Origin of the sequence: Thermoanaerobacterium sp. RBIITD (assembly GCF_900205865.1) — a bacterium.
In the GTDB taxonomy this organism is placed as follows: Bacteria; Bacillota; Thermoanaerobacteria; order Thermoanaerobacterales; family Thermoanaerobacteraceae; genus Thermoanaerobacterium.
Genome location: NZ_LT906662.1, coordinates 1,585,692 through 1,602,672, shown reverse-complemented (window position 1 = coordinate 1,602,672; position 16,981 = coordinate 1,585,692). Strand labels below are relative to the sequence as shown.

General features: G+C 33.1%; 16 protein-coding genes. 4 read left to right on the top strand and 12 right to left on the bottom strand.

Features of this window, described 5'->3' with window-relative positions; all coding sequences use genetic code 11:
• Position 1: 1 nt before the first annotated feature.
• The 5 genes from CPG45_RS07460 to purR all read right to left on the bottom strand — a co-directional run bounded on the left by CPG45_RS07460 (position 2) and on the right by purR (position 4,527).
• Positions 2-685: a response regulator gene (locus tag CPG45_RS07460; protein ID WP_096231315.1), complete on the bottom strand. Its 684-nt coding sequence runs from the start codon at positions 683-685 to the stop codon at positions 2-4.
• Positions 686-790: 105 nt separating this feature from the next.
• Positions 791-1,741 (bottom strand): ribose-phosphate diphosphokinase, encoded by a 951-nt coding sequence (locus CPG45_RS07455; RefSeq protein WP_096231314.1) that lies wholly within the window; start codon positions 1,739-1,741, stop codon positions 791-793.
• 3 nt (positions 1,742-1,744) lie between these two features.
• Positions 1,745-3,118 carry a bifunctional UDP-N-acetylglucosamine diphosphorylase/glucosamine-1-phosphate N-acetyltransferase GlmU gene (glmU, locus tag CPG45_RS07450; protein ID WP_096231313.1) on the bottom strand — a complete coding sequence of 458 codons (1,374 nt, stop codon included), beginning with the start codon at positions 3,116-3,118 and terminating at the stop codon, positions 1,745-1,747.
• A 108-nt stretch (positions 3,119-3,226) separates the two neighbouring features.
• The gene (spoVG, locus tag CPG45_RS07445) at positions 3,227-3,508 is read right to left on the bottom strand and encodes a septation regulator SpoVG (RefSeq protein WP_096231312.1); all 282 of its coding nucleotides are present in this window, start codon (positions 3,506-3,508) and stop codon (positions 3,227-3,229) included.
• A gap of 200 nt (positions 3,509-3,708) precedes the next feature.
• Positions 3,709-4,527, bottom strand: coding sequence for a pur operon repressor (gene purR / locus CPG45_RS07440; RefSeq protein WP_096231311.1), 819 nt, complete (start codon positions 4,525-4,527; stop codon positions 3,709-3,711).
• Positions 4,528-4,685: 158 nt separating this feature from the next.
• On the opposite strand from purR, the gene murC reads away from it, so the two are divergent.
• Positions 4,686-6,083 (top strand): UDP-N-acetylmuramate--L-alanine ligase, encoded by a 1,398-nt coding sequence (murC, locus tag CPG45_RS07435; protein WP_096231310.1) that lies wholly within the window; start codon positions 4,686-4,688, stop codon positions 6,081-6,083.
• Positions 6,084-6,103: 20 nt separating this feature from the next.
• On the opposite strand, the gene CPG45_RS07430 is transcribed toward murC, so the two are convergent.
• Positions 6,104-7,123, bottom strand: coding sequence for a LacI family DNA-binding transcriptional regulator (locus tag CPG45_RS07430; RefSeq protein ID WP_096231309.1), 1,020 nt, complete (start codon positions 7,121-7,123; stop codon positions 6,104-6,106).
• Positions 7,124-7,183: 60 nt separating this feature from the next.
• The gene (locus tag CPG45_RS07425) at positions 7,184-8,125 is read right to left on the bottom strand and encodes a CPBP family intramembrane glutamic endopeptidase (RefSeq protein ID WP_096231308.1); all 942 of its coding nucleotides are present in this window, start codon (positions 8,123-8,125) and stop codon (positions 7,184-7,186) included.
• Between the two features lie 125 nt (positions 8,126-8,250).
• Here CPG45_RS07425 and CPG45_RS07420 point away from each other — a divergent pair, with 125 nt between their 5' ends.
• A complete protein-coding gene (locus tag CPG45_RS07420; protein ID WP_096231307.1) occupies positions 8,251-8,661 on the top strand; it encodes an Hsp20/alpha crystallin family protein in 411 nt (136 codons plus the stop codon).
• Positions 8,662-8,825: 164 nt separating this feature from the next.
• Positions 8,826-9,125, top strand: a complete 300-nt coding sequence (locus tag CPG45_RS07415; RefSeq protein ID WP_096231306.1) for a YmaF family protein — start codon at positions 8,826-8,828, stop codon at positions 9,123-9,125.
• A gap of 97 nt (positions 9,126-9,222) precedes the next feature.
• On the opposite strand, the gene CPG45_RS07410 is transcribed toward CPG45_RS07415, so the two are convergent.
• The 4 genes from CPG45_RS07410 to CPG45_RS07395 form a co-directional block, all read right to left on the bottom strand.
• Positions 9,223-10,566 (bottom strand): B12-binding domain-containing radical SAM protein, encoded by a 1,344-nt coding sequence (locus tag CPG45_RS07410; RefSeq protein ID WP_096231305.1) that lies wholly within the window; start codon positions 10,564-10,566, stop codon positions 9,223-9,225.
• Positions 10,567-10,774: 208 nt separating this feature from the next.
• Positions 10,775-11,437, bottom strand: coding sequence for an HAD family hydrolase (locus tag CPG45_RS07405; protein ID WP_096231304.1), 663 nt, complete (start codon positions 11,435-11,437; stop codon positions 10,775-10,777).
• A 508-nt stretch (positions 11,438-11,945) separates the two neighbouring features.
• A complete protein-coding gene (locus CPG45_RS16830) occupies positions 11,946-12,119 on the bottom strand; it encodes a patatin-like phospholipase domain-containing protein (RefSeq protein WP_157732347.1) in 174 nt (57 codons plus the stop codon).
• A 118-nt stretch (positions 12,120-12,237) separates the two neighbouring features.
• A complete protein-coding gene (locus CPG45_RS07395) occupies positions 12,238-12,756 on the bottom strand; it encodes a TetR/AcrR family transcriptional regulator (protein WP_231969047.1) in 519 nt (172 codons plus the stop codon).
• A gap of 509 nt (positions 12,757-13,265) precedes the next feature.
• On the opposite strand from CPG45_RS07395, the gene CPG45_RS07390 reads away from it, so the two are divergent.
• Entirely contained in the window at positions 13,266-14,549 is a 1,284-nt protein-coding gene (locus tag CPG45_RS07390) for an MFS transporter (RefSeq protein WP_096231302.1), read from the top strand.
• A 90-nt stretch (positions 14,550-14,639) separates the two neighbouring features.
• On the opposite strand, the gene CPG45_RS07385 is transcribed toward CPG45_RS07390, so the two are convergent.
• Positions 14,640-16,829: an alpha-galactosidase gene (locus CPG45_RS07385; protein WP_096231301.1), complete on the bottom strand. Its 2,190-nt coding sequence runs from the start codon at positions 16,827-16,829 to the stop codon at positions 14,640-14,642.
• Between the last annotated feature and the right edge of the window lie 152 nt (positions 16,830-16,981).

Genomic DNA, 16,981 nt, shown 5'->3' with positions numbered 1-16,981 from the left:
ATCATTTCACCTCGAATTTATATCCGACACCCCATACTGTTGTTAACTTCCAGTTTGGCCCATCTCCCATTTTTTCCCTCAACCTCTTTACATGGACATCTACAGTTCTGCTATCACCCATGTATTCATATCCCCAAACATTTTCCAAAAGCTGATCCCTTGTAAAAACCTTGTTGGGATGTGTGCACAAAAAGTAAAAAAGCTCTAATTCCTTTGGCGTCAAATCAATATTTTTCCCCTTGTATATGACTTTGTATTCACTTAAGCTTATGGACAAATCTGGATATGTTATATAGTCACCATTATCCTCTTTATGTTCGTATCTTCTTAAAACAGCTTTAACTCTCGCAACTAATTCTTTTCCATCAAAAGGCTTAACAATATAATCATCTGCACCTATCTCAAGCCCCAATACTTTGTCAAAAGTATCACCTTTTGCCGTAAGCATGATTATCGGAACATCCGTGAATTTTCTCACTTCCTTGCATAACGTCATACCATCAATGCCTGGAAGCATTAAGTCAAGTATAATAAGCATAGGGTTTTCTTCTTTTATTTTATTAAGAGCCGTTGTGCCATCACCGATTCTCAAAGTGCTGAATCCCTCTTTTTCAAGGTACAAAGAAATTATTTCACATATATTTCTATCATCATCAACAATATATATCTTTTTATTCTCTCCCATAAAAACACCCCTTATTATATCTTAAAACTATTATACATAATATATCATTAAACCGCAATGAAGTAATATGAATTAAATTTGCATTAAAAAAAGGCACCTTAGTGCCTATACAAATAATTTACTTACTGACATACCTTCATAAATGCGCATTATAGCTTCTGCCAAAAGTGGTGCAACAGATCTAATCTTTATTTTGCTTATTTTTTTCTCATCAGGCAATGGTATAGTATCCGTTATCACTAATTCCTTTATAGGGGAATCTTTAATCCTGTCAATAGCAGGGCCTGACAAGACTCCATGTGTTGCACACGCATAGACTTCTTTTGCGCCATTATCTATGAGAGCCTGTGCACCCTGCTGTAATGTGCCTCCTGTGTCTATTAAGTCATCTACGAGAATTGCAATTTTGCCTCTTACATCGCCGATAAGATTCATAATCTCAGCTACATTGGCCTTTGGTCTTCTTTTATCAATTATAGCAATAGGTGCATTCAATTTTTCGGCAAAATTTCTCGCTCTTACTACACTTCCGTGGTCAGGTGAAACAACTACAACATCACCACCAAGTTCTTTTTCTATAAAATATTTGGCAAGAATTGGTCCACCAAGAAGATGGTCAACAGGTATATTAAAATATCCTTGTATCTGTGCAGCATGCAGATCCATTGTAAGTACCCTGTCGGCACCTGCAACTGTTATAAGGTCTGCCACCAATTTTGCTGTTATTGGATCTCTTGGCTTTGCTTTTCTATCCTGCCTTGCATAGCCATAGTATGGTATAACTGCGGTTATCTCACCTGCAGATGCTCTCTTAAAAGCATCTATCATTATCAAAAGTTCCATTAAATTGTTATTTACAGGTGCACATGTCGATTGCACTACAAAAACATTTGCACCTCTTATACTTTCACCTATTCTAACACTAATCTCTCCATCGCTAAATGTTCCAACTTCTGAATCACCAAGTGTAAGTCCCAAATTTTCGGCAATCTCCTTTGCCAATTCCGGATTGGAATTACCTGTAAAAATCTTTATTGATCCTCCGTGTCTCACCACTTCTTATAGTCCTCCTTTTTTTCTTCTTCCTTCTACCCAACCTTCTTTGTTTGTCTGACGACATCTTGCAATAGCAAGTGCACCGTCCGGTACCTCATCTGTTATTGTCGAACCGGCTGCTATAAATGCATTATTATTTACTTTAACAGGTGATACGAGGTTTACATTGCATCCAACAAAAACATCATCACCTATCGTAGTCTTGTGCTTCCTCTTACCATCGTAATTTACAACTATTGAGCCACAGCCCATATTGACGCGCTTCCCAACTTCTGCATCACCTATATAAGTGAGATGTGGTACTTTTGTACCTTCCCCAATAATAGATTTTTTGATTTCAATAAAATTACCAAGCTTTGCATTATCATGTATTACACTATCCGGTCTAATCTGCGCAAATGGTCCAAGTTTAATATTATTGCAGAGTTTTGATTCAGTAATCATTGAGAATATAATTTTACATCCATTGCCAATCTCCGAATCGATTATACGAGAATTTGGTCCTATTTCGCAATCCTTGCCGATTGTAGAATTACCCTCAATTATGGTCCCTGGATAAATTATTGTATCTATACCAATATTTACATCCGGACCTATATAGGTATTATCAGGATCTATAATTGTTACACCTTCTAACATATGTCTTTCATTTATTCTTTTCCTCATGACTTTCTCTGCCTCAGCAAGTTGGACTCTCGAATTAACACCCATGATCTCTTCGCTATGAACCTTGTATGCTCCTATCTTGCCGCCCATGTTTTTTACAATTTCGATAGCATCCGTCAGATAATATTCACTCTGTGCATTATTGTTATTAATATGCTCAAGAGATTTCTTTAAATAATCCAATTTAAAAATGTACATGGCAGAATTTATCTCATGGATGCCTTTTATCTTTTCATCTGCATCTTTATCCTCTACAATTTTTAAAACACCGCCATCAGAACCCCTCACAATTCTTCCGTAGCCCTGCGGATCATCAAATATAGAAGATAATATAGTTATAGAATTCCCCTCATTCAAATGAAAATCATAAAATTCTTTTAAAGTTCCCGATGTGATAAGAGGTGTATCACCAGTCAAAATCATTATATCACCCTCATCAGGTAGCATATCCTTTGCCATCATGACTGCATGTCCAGTACCAAGTTGCTTTTCCTGATATGCAAATTTTACATCATCACTTAATATGCTCTTTACTTCATCTGCCCCATGCCCAACGACAACTATAACATCATCAGAACCTGCCGCTTTTGCACTTCTAACAACCCATTCTACCATTGGTCTACCACAAACCTTATGTGCAACCTTAGGATGTCTTGACTTCATTCTCTTGCCAAGACCGGCTGCAAGTATGAGTGTATATAATTTCTTCATTTTGACACCTTCTACTACTTTTCTTTTATTTTTTCAATTCTTTACTATATTATTTTAACTATATTTTAATTAAACTTCAACAAAAAATAAAAAGGAGATAACTCCTTTTTATTCCTGATCCTGTGGCTTGTCCTGTTCTTTCGCTTTCTCGTATTCATTAAGTATTGCGTCCTGTATTTTCGCCCTTGTCTCAGAATTTATCGGGTGTGCAATATCTTTAAACTCTCCTTCGGGAGTTTTACGACTTGGCATTGCAATAAACAAGCCATTCTGTCCCTCAATAACCTTAATATCATGAACAACAAATTCATTATCGAAGGTTACAGAAACCACAGCTCTCATTTTGCCTTCCTCGTTTATCTTTCTCACCCTGACGTCTGTAATTTCCATAAGCTCACCACCTTCCTGCAAAATAAGCCCATAATGGGTGATTATTTGAAAATTACTAAATAAAATTTCTTTACCTTATTATTATTCGCCATCAATTCTAAATTTCCTCCATCAAAATTTAAAATTCAGAAAAATTTTGATAAAAAATTTCATTTTATGCCATCTTGTCTATTATTTCCATAATTTTTCGCCTTATACATCTATTTAAGCCAGTCACTTATTTCCATCTCTATTAAGTTTTTCTCTTCATCCATTTCAACCAGGGTAAAAAGTGAAAAATAATTTTTAACAACTTTAACTTCTGGCTCTTTCGTAGCAATCATAACACCAGCACCTAAGACTTCTGCGTCGAATTCATTCATAAGCTCCATCATTCCTTTTATTGTGCCACCCGCCTTCATAAAATCATCAATAAGGACGACTTTTGAATTTCGCTCAAGTGACCTTCTTGAAAGTGACATCGCTCTTATTTGCATCTTAGACCCAGATACATAATTTATTGAAACAGATGAACCCTCAGTTACTCTGTTGTCCTGCCTTATAATAACAAGTGGAACATTTAGTGATCTTGCACACATTAAGGCTATAGGTATCCCCTTCGTTTCCACAGTTACAACAGCATCTACTTCTTTCTCCTGAAACGGATGCGAAAGAATCTCCCCTATTTTATTTGCTGCAGATGGCGAATAAATTATGTCTGCAGTATACAAAAACCCCCCCGGTATTATTCTTTTCGGGTCTTCAAGCTTTTTGCATATATCTATCATAAATTCGTGATAACTATCTATACTATTGATAGGAATATATTTTATTCCACCACCAGCACCTGCTACCGTTTTTATTTCACCAAAGCCGAACTTTTTTAAGGTACTTTTAAGTATTTCTATATCCTCAGATGCAGTTGACTTTGCCGTCTTAAATAGATCCATAAAATAATTCAAATTAAATAATGTATTGGGGTTTTCGGACAGGATTTTTAGTATTACACTAATTCTCTCGTACCTTTTATAAATATTCATCGAAAAACCTCCAAAGACAAACTTTTACTTTAAATTATATTTTAAAGTTCATAAATTTGCAATATATGATATAATCTTTTTGTATAGTATTTTGTCATTAATAATTTAGCTAATTTATGGTAATAATAATAGCAAAACCTGAAAGAGGTGTAATTTTAATGGATATAAATATAGAAAATTTTAATAGAGTACATTTTATTGGAATTGGCGGAATAAGCATGAGCGGGCTTGCGCATATAATGCTTAATGCCGGTCATATTGTAACAGGCTCTGACCTTAAGGATTCACATATTATACAAAGATTAAGAAATGAAGGCGCAATCATAAATATTCCTCATGATGCAAAGTCTGTTGAAGGGTCAGATTTAGTTGTCTACACTGCAGCTGTAAAACAGGATAACCCTGAAATGGTAAGAGCTAAGGAGCTTAATATACCAGTTATAGATAGAGCAACATTGCTCGGAAAAATAATGAAAAAATACAAATATGGAGTAGGTATTGCAGGAAGTCATGGTAAGACAACAACAACATCATTAATATCTGTACTCCTTGAAGAAATGAGTTATGACCCAACAGTCCTTGTTGGAGGAGAAGTCGACGTTATAGGTGGAAATGTAAGAGTGGGAAACTCAGATTATTTTGTTACTGAGGCATGCGAATACACTGACAGCTTTCTTAAATTTTATCCATATATAGCTGTCATCCTAAATGTTGATTCAGACCACCTCGACTATTTTAAAAACATTGACAATATAAAGCAATCCTTCACACAATTTGCAAACCTCGTGCCAAGTGATGGATTTGTAGTCGCATGTGGTGACGATGCAAACACCATGAGTGTCCTTAAAAATGTCGACCGCAATATAATAACATTTGGAATAGATAATAAGTGTAACTGGAATGCCAAAAAAATAAAATTTGATGAAAAGGGTTGTCCCTCTTTTGATGCATATTACAATGGTAAATATGTTGGTAACTATGAATTATCTATTGTAGGTAGGCATAATGTCTATAATGCCCTTGCCACATTAGCAGTTTGTAGCTTATTGGGGGTTGATGTAAAAAAAGCTGCAACATGGATGAAAAAATTTAAAGGAACCCATAGGAGATTTGAAGTTAAAGGAGCAATCGATGGTGCTATTATAATTGACGATTACGCACACCATCCGACAGAAATTAAAGCGACTTTGTTATCTGCATTAAATTATCCTCATAAGCGTATAATTTGCGTGTTTCAGCCCCACACGTATTCAAGAACAAAATCCTTATTGTGCGATTTTGCAAGTTCTTTTGATAACTCGGACATAACGATAATTACGGATATTTATGCTGCTAGAGAAAAAGATTCTGGCATTATACATGCAAGAGATCTTGCCAATTTGATCAAAGAAAGAGGAAATGAAACATATTATATAAAAGAGTTTACCGACATAGCAGAATATCTAAAAAGCATATTAAAGAGCGGTGATTTGGTTATAACAATAGGTGCCGGCGATATCTACAAAATTGGAGAATTACTTTTAAACTACAATAAGAAAGCCGCTGTAGGTGCATAATAAATAGGCCTTTTAAGGGCCTATTTATTTTTTATTATGCATGATTTTCTTTCTATAAGCTTTACAGGAACTATAATATGATTTGCTTTGGCATCCTTGTTTTTAAGATTGTGAATTAAAAGTTCTGCAGATTTAACGCCCAATTCAAATGTTGAAATATCAATTGTTGTAAGTGGCGGATTTGCAAACTCAGAAAGTGGTATATTATTAAAACCGATTAGGGATATATCTTGTGGTACTTTAAAGCCCGAATCAATTGCTGCCCTTATTACCCCAAATGACATTATATCATCTGTAACAACGACGGCTGTCGGTTTTTTATGCTTTAAAATCCTCATCATTGCATTATATCCGCCATCTTCTGAAAACTCATCCTGTTGTGCCAAATCTCTGTCAAAAGGAATATGATTTTCTTCAAGGGCCAATTTATATCCATCAAGCCTATCCAAACTTACGACGAACTCGAGTGAACCACTAATAAAAGCGATCTTCCTATGGCCATGCTTTATTAAATAATTTGTAGCAAGTCTTGATGCACCGATATTATCATTATCAACCCAGCAGACATCCTTTGAATCAAGTGGCTTGCCGATAACTGTAAAAGGAAACCTCTCTTTTCTAAGCCATGGTATAAGTTTATCTGTAGTCCTGGAACACAGAAGTACGATTCCATCGACTTTTCTACCCTTTACCATATTTATAACAGCATCTTTTTCCTCTTCTTCATTTCCTGATGTAGAAATTAACAAGTCGTATTTTTCATTGTGTGCTACAACGCTAATACCTCTCATCACTTCTGGAAAGAATGGGTTTGAAAAGGCATCCTCCGCAGAACGAGGCATAATTAGTCCGATTGTATATGTCATCTTGCTAGCAAGGCTTCTAGCTATTGCATTTGGATAGTATCCCAATTCCTCCATCACCTTCCAGACTCTATCTTTTGTCTCCTTGCTTATCCTCGGGTTGTCTGCTATAACCCTTGATACAGTTGAAGGTGCAACATTTGCACGCCGTGCTACATCTTTTATTGTTACGTTCATTAATATCACCGCCTTAGTGAAACCGATTGCATCTAACTATATTTTATCGCAATTTATAACTTATGTCAACATTTTAAAAAAGCTAAATGATGAACCAGATATCTTCAAAACCTCTAGTATAATCATAGCAATAAAAATAAATACCGATATAGATAAAGGCCAGTGCAACAATATCTTAAAATCATCTTTGATTTTTGTAGGACTATATATTATATATGGGTTTGTCGTATTCACTAATAATTTTAACAATAGATAAAGGATAAAGCCAAATATAATAGCTACAATGCTATACGCAATGACTGAAATAAACGATATATCCACTTTTATCATAGAATTTGGTTGCAATTTTTGAACCTTTGCAAAATTAAATGTGATATATTGAGTCATTAGTGCCAAAGTATTATTTGTAAAATGTCCTAACATACCAGCAAATATGGAATCTGTCCTATGTACCACATATCCGAGAAGGCAGCCCAAAAAAATTATGCTTAAAAAGTTTTGTATATTCAAATGAAGAGCTGCAAACATTATACCGGATATCACAACAGCTTTAATCGACCCTCTCATCTCGTAGCTCCTCATGATTAATCCTCTCATGAGAATTTCTTCACATAGTGCCGCAGTTCCGGAAACAATTAGAATCTGTATAATTAATCCTTTAAAATCGCTTGCAGCAGTAATAGGTGGAAGCGGTACTCTCCCTATTTTGCTCAAAAAATAGTTTGTTAAAACACCTAAAAAACTTGATACAAATAATCCACATATCATTATAGCAATGATCAATAATGCATGACCAACTTTAAGTCGATTGAATCTCAATACGTATTTTATGTCAAATCTCTTTAAAGCCAAAAAAAGTATAACTGGCAAAAGAACAATGCCAAATTCCGTTATAACAAGGCCCGAATACAACGATTTCCTTTGAACATAAGACCCAACAAATATAAAGAGTATTAAAACTAAGAGATATACTTTATTTGCATCTTTTTCTGATGGTCTCATAATAAAACTCCTCTTTTTTAAAATTGTCTACATTTGATTTTACCATACATATAATAAAAATGTAAGAATAAAAAAATATATTTCTCACAAAATATTATTGAAAAAAAATTTTGGAGGTGTCTTAAATGAGTTTAATCAAATGGCATTGTAATGAATTATGGCCCGATTTTAACTTCGATTTTAATTTACCGGCATTTTCAAACATGTTTGTAAGGCCAAAAATTGATATAACAGAATCAGATACAGAAGTAACTGCAACTGCAGAACTGCCAGGTGTCGATAAAAAAGATATTGAAATAAATGTACATGACAACGTACTTGAGATTAAAGGGCAAACTTCAAAAGTGGCTGAGAAGAAAAACCAAAATTATTACCTAAATGAAAGGTATTATGGTTCATTTGAAAGAAGAGTAGGACTTCCATCTGAAGTAGATTCAGAGAGGACAACAGCAAAATTTGAAAATGGCATACTTACAATTGTAATGCCAAAACTTCATCCTGAAAAGCAAAAAGGTAGAAGAATAGACATACAATAGTGGAACAGGGATCGTTTCCTTGTCCCATTTTTTTAATATACATTTAATTATTTTATAGTAAATAAATATCTTATATTATTTTGAAACTTAAATATATATTAACATAATATAAGAAATGGCATATTATATTCTATATTTAAATATATATATTTGGAGGTATATATATGCCAGATGGAGATAAACACTATCACGATTATTCCGGAACTACAAGTACCGTACTCGAACATTGTCATAATTATTGTGGCGCCACAAGCTATGCAATAAATTATGGCTTGAGCCATATTCATTATTATTCAGGATATACAACAGTTGAAAGTGGCCATAAACACTATATTTGCGAATACACAGGTCCTGGTATAAGAACTAAGAATGGTCATGTCCACAGAATGGATGGTAAGACATCATATGATAAAAATCATTATCATACCTATAATAATTGTACAACTAAGCAGATATACTATTAGCTAAAGATATTTTCATTAAATATGCAACTCATAATTTCATGATAAAATAGAATAATGTTGTTAGAAAAAGCCCCCTTTGCAATTTAGTAAAGGGGTTTTATCTTTCCATCCACTTATTATCGTTATTTCTATGTCCAAATGATTTCTTAATATTGCTGAAAAGTTTATATAGGCCATCAGCAACATTGTAAATCATACCTATAGTATGATCATCAAAATCGTAACTATAATTAAGTGTATTCCCTTTATATCTTCCTGATTTTTTCATTTCACTCTCAACTTGTGTCCCAGCAAGCGGCAAAAGCTTACTTATCGGATAATAATTAAGTCTATCTTTGCCTATTAGTTTACTAGCATTGTTTATAAATGCAATATTATCGCTAAGTTCCTTATAATTTATATGTGGATCAAACATTATAAATCCCATCGAAATATATAACTCAAGTTTATTCAATATCTTTAAAGCCTTAATATTTTCTTCTACAGTAGCATCTTTGTTAAAGCGGTCAAGTATAGTCTGTGAACCTGATTCAACACCAAGGAACACCCTTCTTAAGCCTGCATTTTTAAGAAGTGTAAAAAGTTCTTCATCGACATCATTTACCCTACACTGTATGCTAAAATGCAAATCATAATTTCTCGCAATTAGCTCTTCAGCCAGTTTCCACGCCCTTTCATACCCTCTTCCCTTGCCACCTATAAATTCCGCATCATTGAAAAATAGATTCCTCACATTGTATTTATTATACAAAAGATCAATTTCCTCCAAGACATTTTCCGTACTTCTAAGTCTATATTTGGGGCCGAACTGTGAAAAGAAAGGCCCAACACTGCAAAAGCTACATCTACCATAGCAACCCCTTGATGTAAGAATTGACGCAAAACCTGATTTAAGTAATACAATTGGCAGTGTATCCCTTTCAGGAAACGGAAAACTATCAATGTCCTCAATTAAAGGTCTCTTTTCATTTAATTTGATACCATTTCCTTCATGATATGCAATACCTATCACATCTTTCCAATTTTCATCATTTAAAATTTTCTTTGTAAGCTCCAAAAATGTAAGTTCGCCTTCGCCAATAACCACCGAATCAATTGAAGGATATAAATTCATTATTTCTTCATAAGAAAAAGTCGGATAAATACCGCCTATAGAAATATGCTCTAAAAATCCAGATTTTCTTATATTTTCAATAAATTCAAATGCTTCTTTGGCACTATCTTGAAATGGTACACTTACACCTATTATTTTCGGCTTCTCAATCTTTATATCACTAACAACGATATTTGGATCTAAATCATATAATGGTATATCATCAATTTTAACTCGTATTCCATTCTTCCTTAAAACTGCGGCTATATACATTAAACCAAGGTGCTCATATTTTTCCTTCATATTTCTCGAAGGTGGGTTTATTAGTAAGACATCGTATTGTTCCATCTAAGCATTCATTCCTTTCACAATGGACCTCTTTATGACTTCTCTCTATTAGCAAAAATAACTATATATATATTTCTACAAATTATTCATATATCCTTCTATTATTCATCAATATAATTGTTCCATTGTGATTTTATTGTTTTCCACTCTCTTTCCACATTTTATAGATAATATAAAAGCAATTTGTATATTAATTAATAATATAAACCTAAAATAAGGCTTTTATTTTATCATAATTTAATTCATGAAAAGAATTCACTATAATATCTGCCACTTTCAAATCTTGATTGCCCGAATTAGGATTTTGAAATCCAATAACTTTCATACCAGCCTTCTTCGCTGCCAAAACCCCATTATGTGAATCTTCAATAACAGCACAGTTTTTGGGATCCTTTTTTAGTTTGTTTGCAGCATATAAAAATATATCCGGTTCAGGTTTGCTTTTTTCAACAAAGTCCCCTGTAACAAGTTCATCAAAATACTTTGAAATACCCAACTTCTCTACTACAATTTCAATTACGTTAAATGGAGAAGATGATGCAACTGCAAGTTTCGTTCCTCTTTTATATAAATCTTCTATAAGGTCTTTTACACCTTCTATAGGGATAATTCCATCTTCTTTATTATCTGTTATATAGTCAAGATATCTCTTCCTATCTTTTTCTACGAGTTCCTCAACAGTATATGGAAGCTTATATTTATTGATGATATTACTCCACATAAAATGTGATGTTGTACCTACATATGTAAGATGCTCTTCCAGTGAAACATCGACACCCAGTATCTTATAAAATTCCTCTTCAAGTTTAAGATGCAGTGGTTCACTGTCAATCAACACACCATCCATATCAAAAATCGCTGCTTCAAACACTCACAACACTCCTATATAAAATATTTACTCCATATATAGTATATTAGTTTTTACATATGTTTTCAATTGATTTTTTGAAGCAGCTATAATTCAAAGTTAATTAAAATTCGCGACTTTTATAAAATTTAGCAGAAAGAAAATAAGAAAATGTATATATAAGTAATGCTAATATAACTGATTTACTCATTACCTGCATATTTTCGTTTTTATGCAGTTCAAAAGCATCTCGACTATTTTGCGGGATGCCTAAAAATTTTTGTGAAACAATAAATGAGGCTTCACATACTCTTTGAATATTTAATAATATCAAAATCTTGACCCTTTATTTCCATAATAATGGGTTCAACAGCTTCTAATCCTTTTTTTATACAATCCTCTGCACAATCGAACCTAAACCACTTAATTTTTCAACTCCAGGCCTTATCATATAAACTTTTATATCTCCATATACCTCATTCTTTTCATTTGTTTTTCTGTGTAATAGTATTACTGGTATAAATATACTTGCTCATACAGCTTTTAATAAAGACCCCTCTGAAAATATTACTTCTTTACCTTTATTTATATCTGTATCTATTACATATAGCGGTATATTTAAATCTTTAAAGTCTTCCTTAATATAATTTGATAAATATGCCTCTATTTCGTCACCCCTTATAAGACCCTTTCGTGGTATTCTCAAATCAATTAGCCGTTGTCATCGAATTAATTGTTTTTGTACCTGTTTCACCTACATGTTTCACCTACATTATTCAAATATTATCTGAACAGCATCCAATGCATCTGATATTTCTTTTTGATCAGGTTCCAATACTATCTGGTATGGCTGTACCAAACATCGCGCCAAGTATCATTCGCGCTATTGATTTTGATGAATATCCTTTTAGACTTCCATTTAAAGTTGTTTTTGACAATATATTTTCTTCGATCAATTCTGATATTCCATTAAATAACTCTTTCAATAAATCATTAAATGAAGTTGACCAAATGGATAATCCAGTCAAATCATATAACATCCGAAATAATTCCGGATTGTTTTTAAGCATTTCCCTAAAAAAATTAATTATTGATAACAACTTTTCTTTAGCTGATTCACCTTTTCTTAATGCCTTAACTATTTCTTTCATGTATTTGTTAATCATAATTTTTATTACTTCAGCAAAAAGCCCTTCCTTATTCCCGAAATAATAATTAAGTTGGCTTAGTACTACACCCGCTTCATCAGCTATTTCTCTTAAAGATACATTTGCATATCCCTTTGATGAAATACAATTATACGCTGCATCTAAAATTTTTTGTGCCTGAGTTTTTTCTTCCATAAAGCATAACCTCTTTCTAAATCATAACCATCCAGATTGATTATATTAATATTTCGCTGACTTAAATTTATTAATCGGCAATTCTTTCACACCTTATGTTAGACAGCCGTCTTTCTTTGAAGACTTATAATTAGGACATACGTCCTAATAACATTATAGTAATACTCTTGTATTAAGTTAATAATAATAGTTCACAAGATCTTATAGATTATTATAATCCATATTAATCCTTTTTTGTTATTCTTATACTTAATCATTTGCAATAAAATTAAACTTATTAAAATCCTATCTTTGACATATATATGTTAGATTAATTGAATTGTCATTATTCTTAAAGGCCCAAAAAAGATTTGATAAATCAAACCACTACAATTAAATATTATATACTTATAACAAATTTATCATATGTACTTAATTTCTCCCCCTTATCTTTTAACCTAAATTTAACATAAGTCACTAATATACAATGTTATAATATCCTTGAGATTAAAAGAAAGGATGAATAACTTATGGATTCTAACAAAAAAGAAGTATTTTCATGGGTTATGTATGACTGGGCAAATTCGGCATTTGCAACGACAATTTGTGCCGCAGTATTCCCAATTTTTTATCATGATGTAGCAGCAGGAAACTTGCCTGGGTCGGTAGCATCTGCCTATTGGGGCTTTACTGCAGGAATTTCAATGCTTGTCCTTATAATTTTATCACCGATTATTGGTACACTCGCAGATTATTCTTATTCTAAAAAGAAATATCTTATCACACTAGCATTGCTTGGAATAATATCTACTGGTTTTTTTATGATGGTAAATAAAGGACAATATTTATTAGCATCAGCAATATATATAATTGCTGTAATAGGTTTTGCCGGTGGAAATGTCTTTTATGATTCATTTTTACCCGACATAGTTGACGAAGAAGAAAGAAATTATGTTTCATCAAAAGGTTTTGCATTTGGATATCTCGGTGGTGGACTTCTTCTAGCAATAAATATATTAATGATACAATTCCCAAAATTCTTTTTCATACATGATACATTAGAAGCAACTAAACTTTCATTTTTATCTGTAAGCATATGGTGGTTTATCTTTTCATTGCCGATATTTATTAATCTAAAAGAGCGTAAACCTGCAAAAATTGAGAAACACCATTTTAGTAAATTAATAATTGGAAGTTTTAATAGACTTGGAAATACATTCTTAAATATAATGAAATATAAGGAGTTATTTAAATTTCTAATAGCTTTCTGGTTATATAATGATGCAATAGGAACTATCATAGCAATGGCAACAACATATGGAAGAGATATCGGTATAAATCAAGTATCGCTTATGGGCGCATTATTGTTGACACAATTTGCTGGATTCCCATTTACAATGATTTTCGGAAAATATGCTAATAGATGGGGCACAAAGAATAGTATATACATATGCCTTTTCATATATGGTCTTATATGTATAGGCGGTTTTTTTATGAAGAATGCTTTGCATTTCTGGATTTTAGCTTTTGCTGTATCAATGGTGCAAGGCGGCAGTCAAGCTCTAAGCCGTTCGCTTTTCTCAAATCTCGTTCCTAAGGAGAGAACAGCAGAGTTTTTCGGTTTTTATAGTATATTCAATAAACTATCGGATTGGATGGGACCAATGATTTTCGGTTTTGCCAGCTTATTTACAGGAAACAGCCGTTTTGGTATATTCTCACTTATCTTTTTTATCATATTAGGTGCAATTGTACTATATTTTGTTGATGTTGAGAATGAAAAAGAAGTTAACCTTGAAATGGTAGTTGAATAAAATAAAAATAATGGGATGCACTTTGTATACGTCCCATTATTTTTATTTTATTCCTCAATATTCTGCCGTTATATTTAAAAAGCTCTTGTATTAATTTTGCTCACATATAAAATACAACAATATACATTTAAAGTCTCCCCATAAACCTTTTATGAGAAAGCCACCATTCATAAGTGTACTTCCTGAATACACTTCATTTGTCTCTTCGTTGCGGTAGAAGGCATTCTTTCGTAGCCCCTTTAAACGAATTCTTCTGCTGTGATAATTTGGCCGATTTAAAACTTGAACATAAACCACCAAGGCTTCGCTTTTATCTTTTGCAACATACTTCACACAGTAAAACTCCGGATTTTCAAATGAATTCCCAATACGGTGTACTCCACGTATCAAATCATTATATTTATTATACATGGCTATTTGTTTTGGTATCATATTTCTATCTTCCTGCGAAATTTTAGTAATATCCAGCTCGTATCCAAAAGTTCCAGAAAGAGCAACTAATCCTCTAGTTTCAAAAGGAGTTATTCTTCCAACAATATGATTTGGGCAATCACTTACGTGGGTACCCATAGCTGATACAGGATAAACATAAGAAGCACCATGCTGAATTTTTAACCTTTCAATAGCATCTGTATCATCTGAAATCCAAATTTGAGGACTGTAGTATAACATACCAGGATCTAACCTAGCACCACCTCCTGAGCAATTTTCTAGAAGTATATGTGGGAATTCTGTAGTTAACCTGTCCATTAACTCATAAACCCCTAGCACATATCTATGCCAGATTTCTCTCTGGCGCTCAGGTGGAAGAATACTATTTCCAACATCACTAAGCTGCCGGTTCATATCCCATTTTACATATTCAATATTTGCACTAAGTAAAATATTTCTTAAGCTTTCATAAACATAATCTCTAACTTCTCTTCTAGACAAATCTAATACGTATTGGCTGCGACAAAGCGTACCTACTCTTCCTTCAATATGAATGCACCAGTCTTGATGTGCTCTATATAAATCAGAATCTGGTGAAATCATTTCAGGTTCAAACCAAATTCCAAACTTCATTCCAAGCTTGTTAACTTCATCTACTAAATATTTAAGCCCGCCTTTTATTTTATATTCGTTAACTACCCAATCACCTAAAGAACAATTGTCACTGTTTCTTTTCCCAAACCAACCATCATCCATAACCAGCATTTCAATACCAAGCTTAGATGCTTCTCTTGCTATACTTAATAGTTTTTCTGTATCAAAATCAAAGTAAGTAGCTTCCCAATTATTAATTAAAATAGGACGCTTTTTGTCCTTGTATTCTCCACGAATAAGGTGATTCCGGTATAAGTCATGAAAAGTTCTAGACATTTTCCCTATACCGCTATTTGAATAAACCATAACAACTTCAGGAGCTACAAACTCCTCTTGTGGTTCCAGCTTCCAGGCAAAATCAAAAGGATTAATACCCATTATAACACGGGTTGTGTCAAATTGGCATCCTTCTGCCTGAGCAAAAAAATTTCCGGAATATACAAAATTAAATCCATACACTTCGCCAGAATCTTCAGTAGCACTTTTATCCATCACTGCCAGAAATGGATTAACTTGATGGCTTGATTCACCTCTTGCAGAAGAAATACCCTGCTTTCCTAAGTTAACACTTCTTCTGCATATATGGCATTCTCTTGCCCATGAACCATGCAAAGTGATCATGTCCATGTCAATTCTGTCAAAATCCACACAAGCGGATAAAACTCTTGTTAATATGATATCTTCATTTGAACAATTCTTTACCCTTACACTTCTTGTTATAACATCCAGGTTTTCAAAAACGGTATAAATTAAAACTACTTCTAAATTCAAATTCTTATCCATGCAAGTTATTTCTAAAGTTGTACAGTCTTTTTCTCCCCCAAATGTAGCCGGTAAGCCTTTTAATTTAGGCTTGCCTTCATAAATTTTGTGTGAATTATAGAAAATACCACAAGCAGATATGCCTGACTTTGTCATAACCTGTAAGCACGATTCCCTAAAATCTCCTAACCCTCCTGTAGAATATTCAGTTGGAAAGCTATCTAAAAAGGACATTCTATCCCTATTGTTTTTTGAAGGTATAAATGGTGGCTCCTCTAGGCGCATTAAATAATTTACATTTTCATCTGGAATTTTCTCACCAAAATAAACATGTCCTAAAAATTGCTCTTCATCAACAATTGCTATTACATAGCTTGTATCTTTTGCATCAAGCTTAAAGGACTTTGATTTTTCATAATAATGAATAGGCATAATAATCCTCCATTTTTTCTCTAAAAGAAAGTCTATTATTTATTCCAGTAAAATTCTTTTGCATTCAAAAATGCTTTTGCTAATATCATATTAAATAAAACTTGCCATTTAGTTCAGTAGCGCCAAAATTCATTATAGCATTAAACCCTAAT

Excerpts from the sequence above, each read along its gene's own strand:
- CPG45_RS07460 (WP_096231315.1), bottom strand. The coding sequence starts at position 685 with ATGGGAGAGAATAAAAAGATATATATTGTTGATGATGATAGAAATATA.
- glmU (WP_096231313.1), bottom strand. The coding sequence starts at position 3,118 with ATGAAGAAATTATATACACTCATACTTGCAGCCGGTCTTGGCAAGAGA.
- spoVG (WP_096231312.1), bottom strand. The coding sequence starts at position 3,508 with ATGGAAATTACAGACGTCAGGGTGAGAAAGATAAACGAGGAAGGCAAA.
- purR (WP_096231311.1), bottom strand. The coding sequence starts at position 4,527 with ATGAATATTTATAAAAGGTACGAGAGAATTAGTGTAATACTAAAAATC.
- murC (WP_096231310.1), top strand. The coding sequence starts at position 4,686 with ATGGATATAAATATAGAAAATTTTAATAGAGTACATTTTATTGGAATT.
- CPG45_RS07430 (WP_096231309.1), bottom strand. The coding sequence starts at position 7,123 with ATGAACGTAACAATAAAAGATGTAGCACGGCGTGCAAATGTTGCACCT.
- CPG45_RS07425 (WP_096231308.1), bottom strand. The coding sequence starts at position 8,125 with ATGAGACCATCAGAAAAAGATGCAAATAAAGTATATCTCTTAGTTTTA.
- CPG45_RS07420 (WP_096231307.1), top strand. The coding sequence starts at position 8,251 with ATGAGTTTAATCAAATGGCATTGTAATGAATTATGGCCCGATTTTAAC.
- CPG45_RS07415 (WP_096231306.1), top strand. The coding sequence starts at position 8,826 with ATGCCAGATGGAGATAAACACTATCACGATTATTCCGGAACTACAAGT.
- CPG45_RS07410 (WP_096231305.1), bottom strand. The coding sequence starts at position 10,566 with ATGGAACAATACGATGTCTTACTAATAAACCCACCTTCGAGAAATATG.
- CPG45_RS07395 (WP_231969047.1), bottom strand. The coding sequence starts at position 12,756 with ATGGAAGAAAAAACTCAGGCACAAAAAATTTTAGATGCAGCGTATAAT.
- CPG45_RS07390 (WP_096231302.1), top strand. The coding sequence starts at position 13,266 with ATGGATTCTAACAAAAAAGAAGTATTTTCATGGGTTATGTATGACTGG.
- CPG45_RS07385 (WP_096231301.1), bottom strand. The coding sequence starts at position 16,829 with ATGCCTATTCATTATTATGAAAAATCAAAGTCCTTTAAGCTTGATGCA.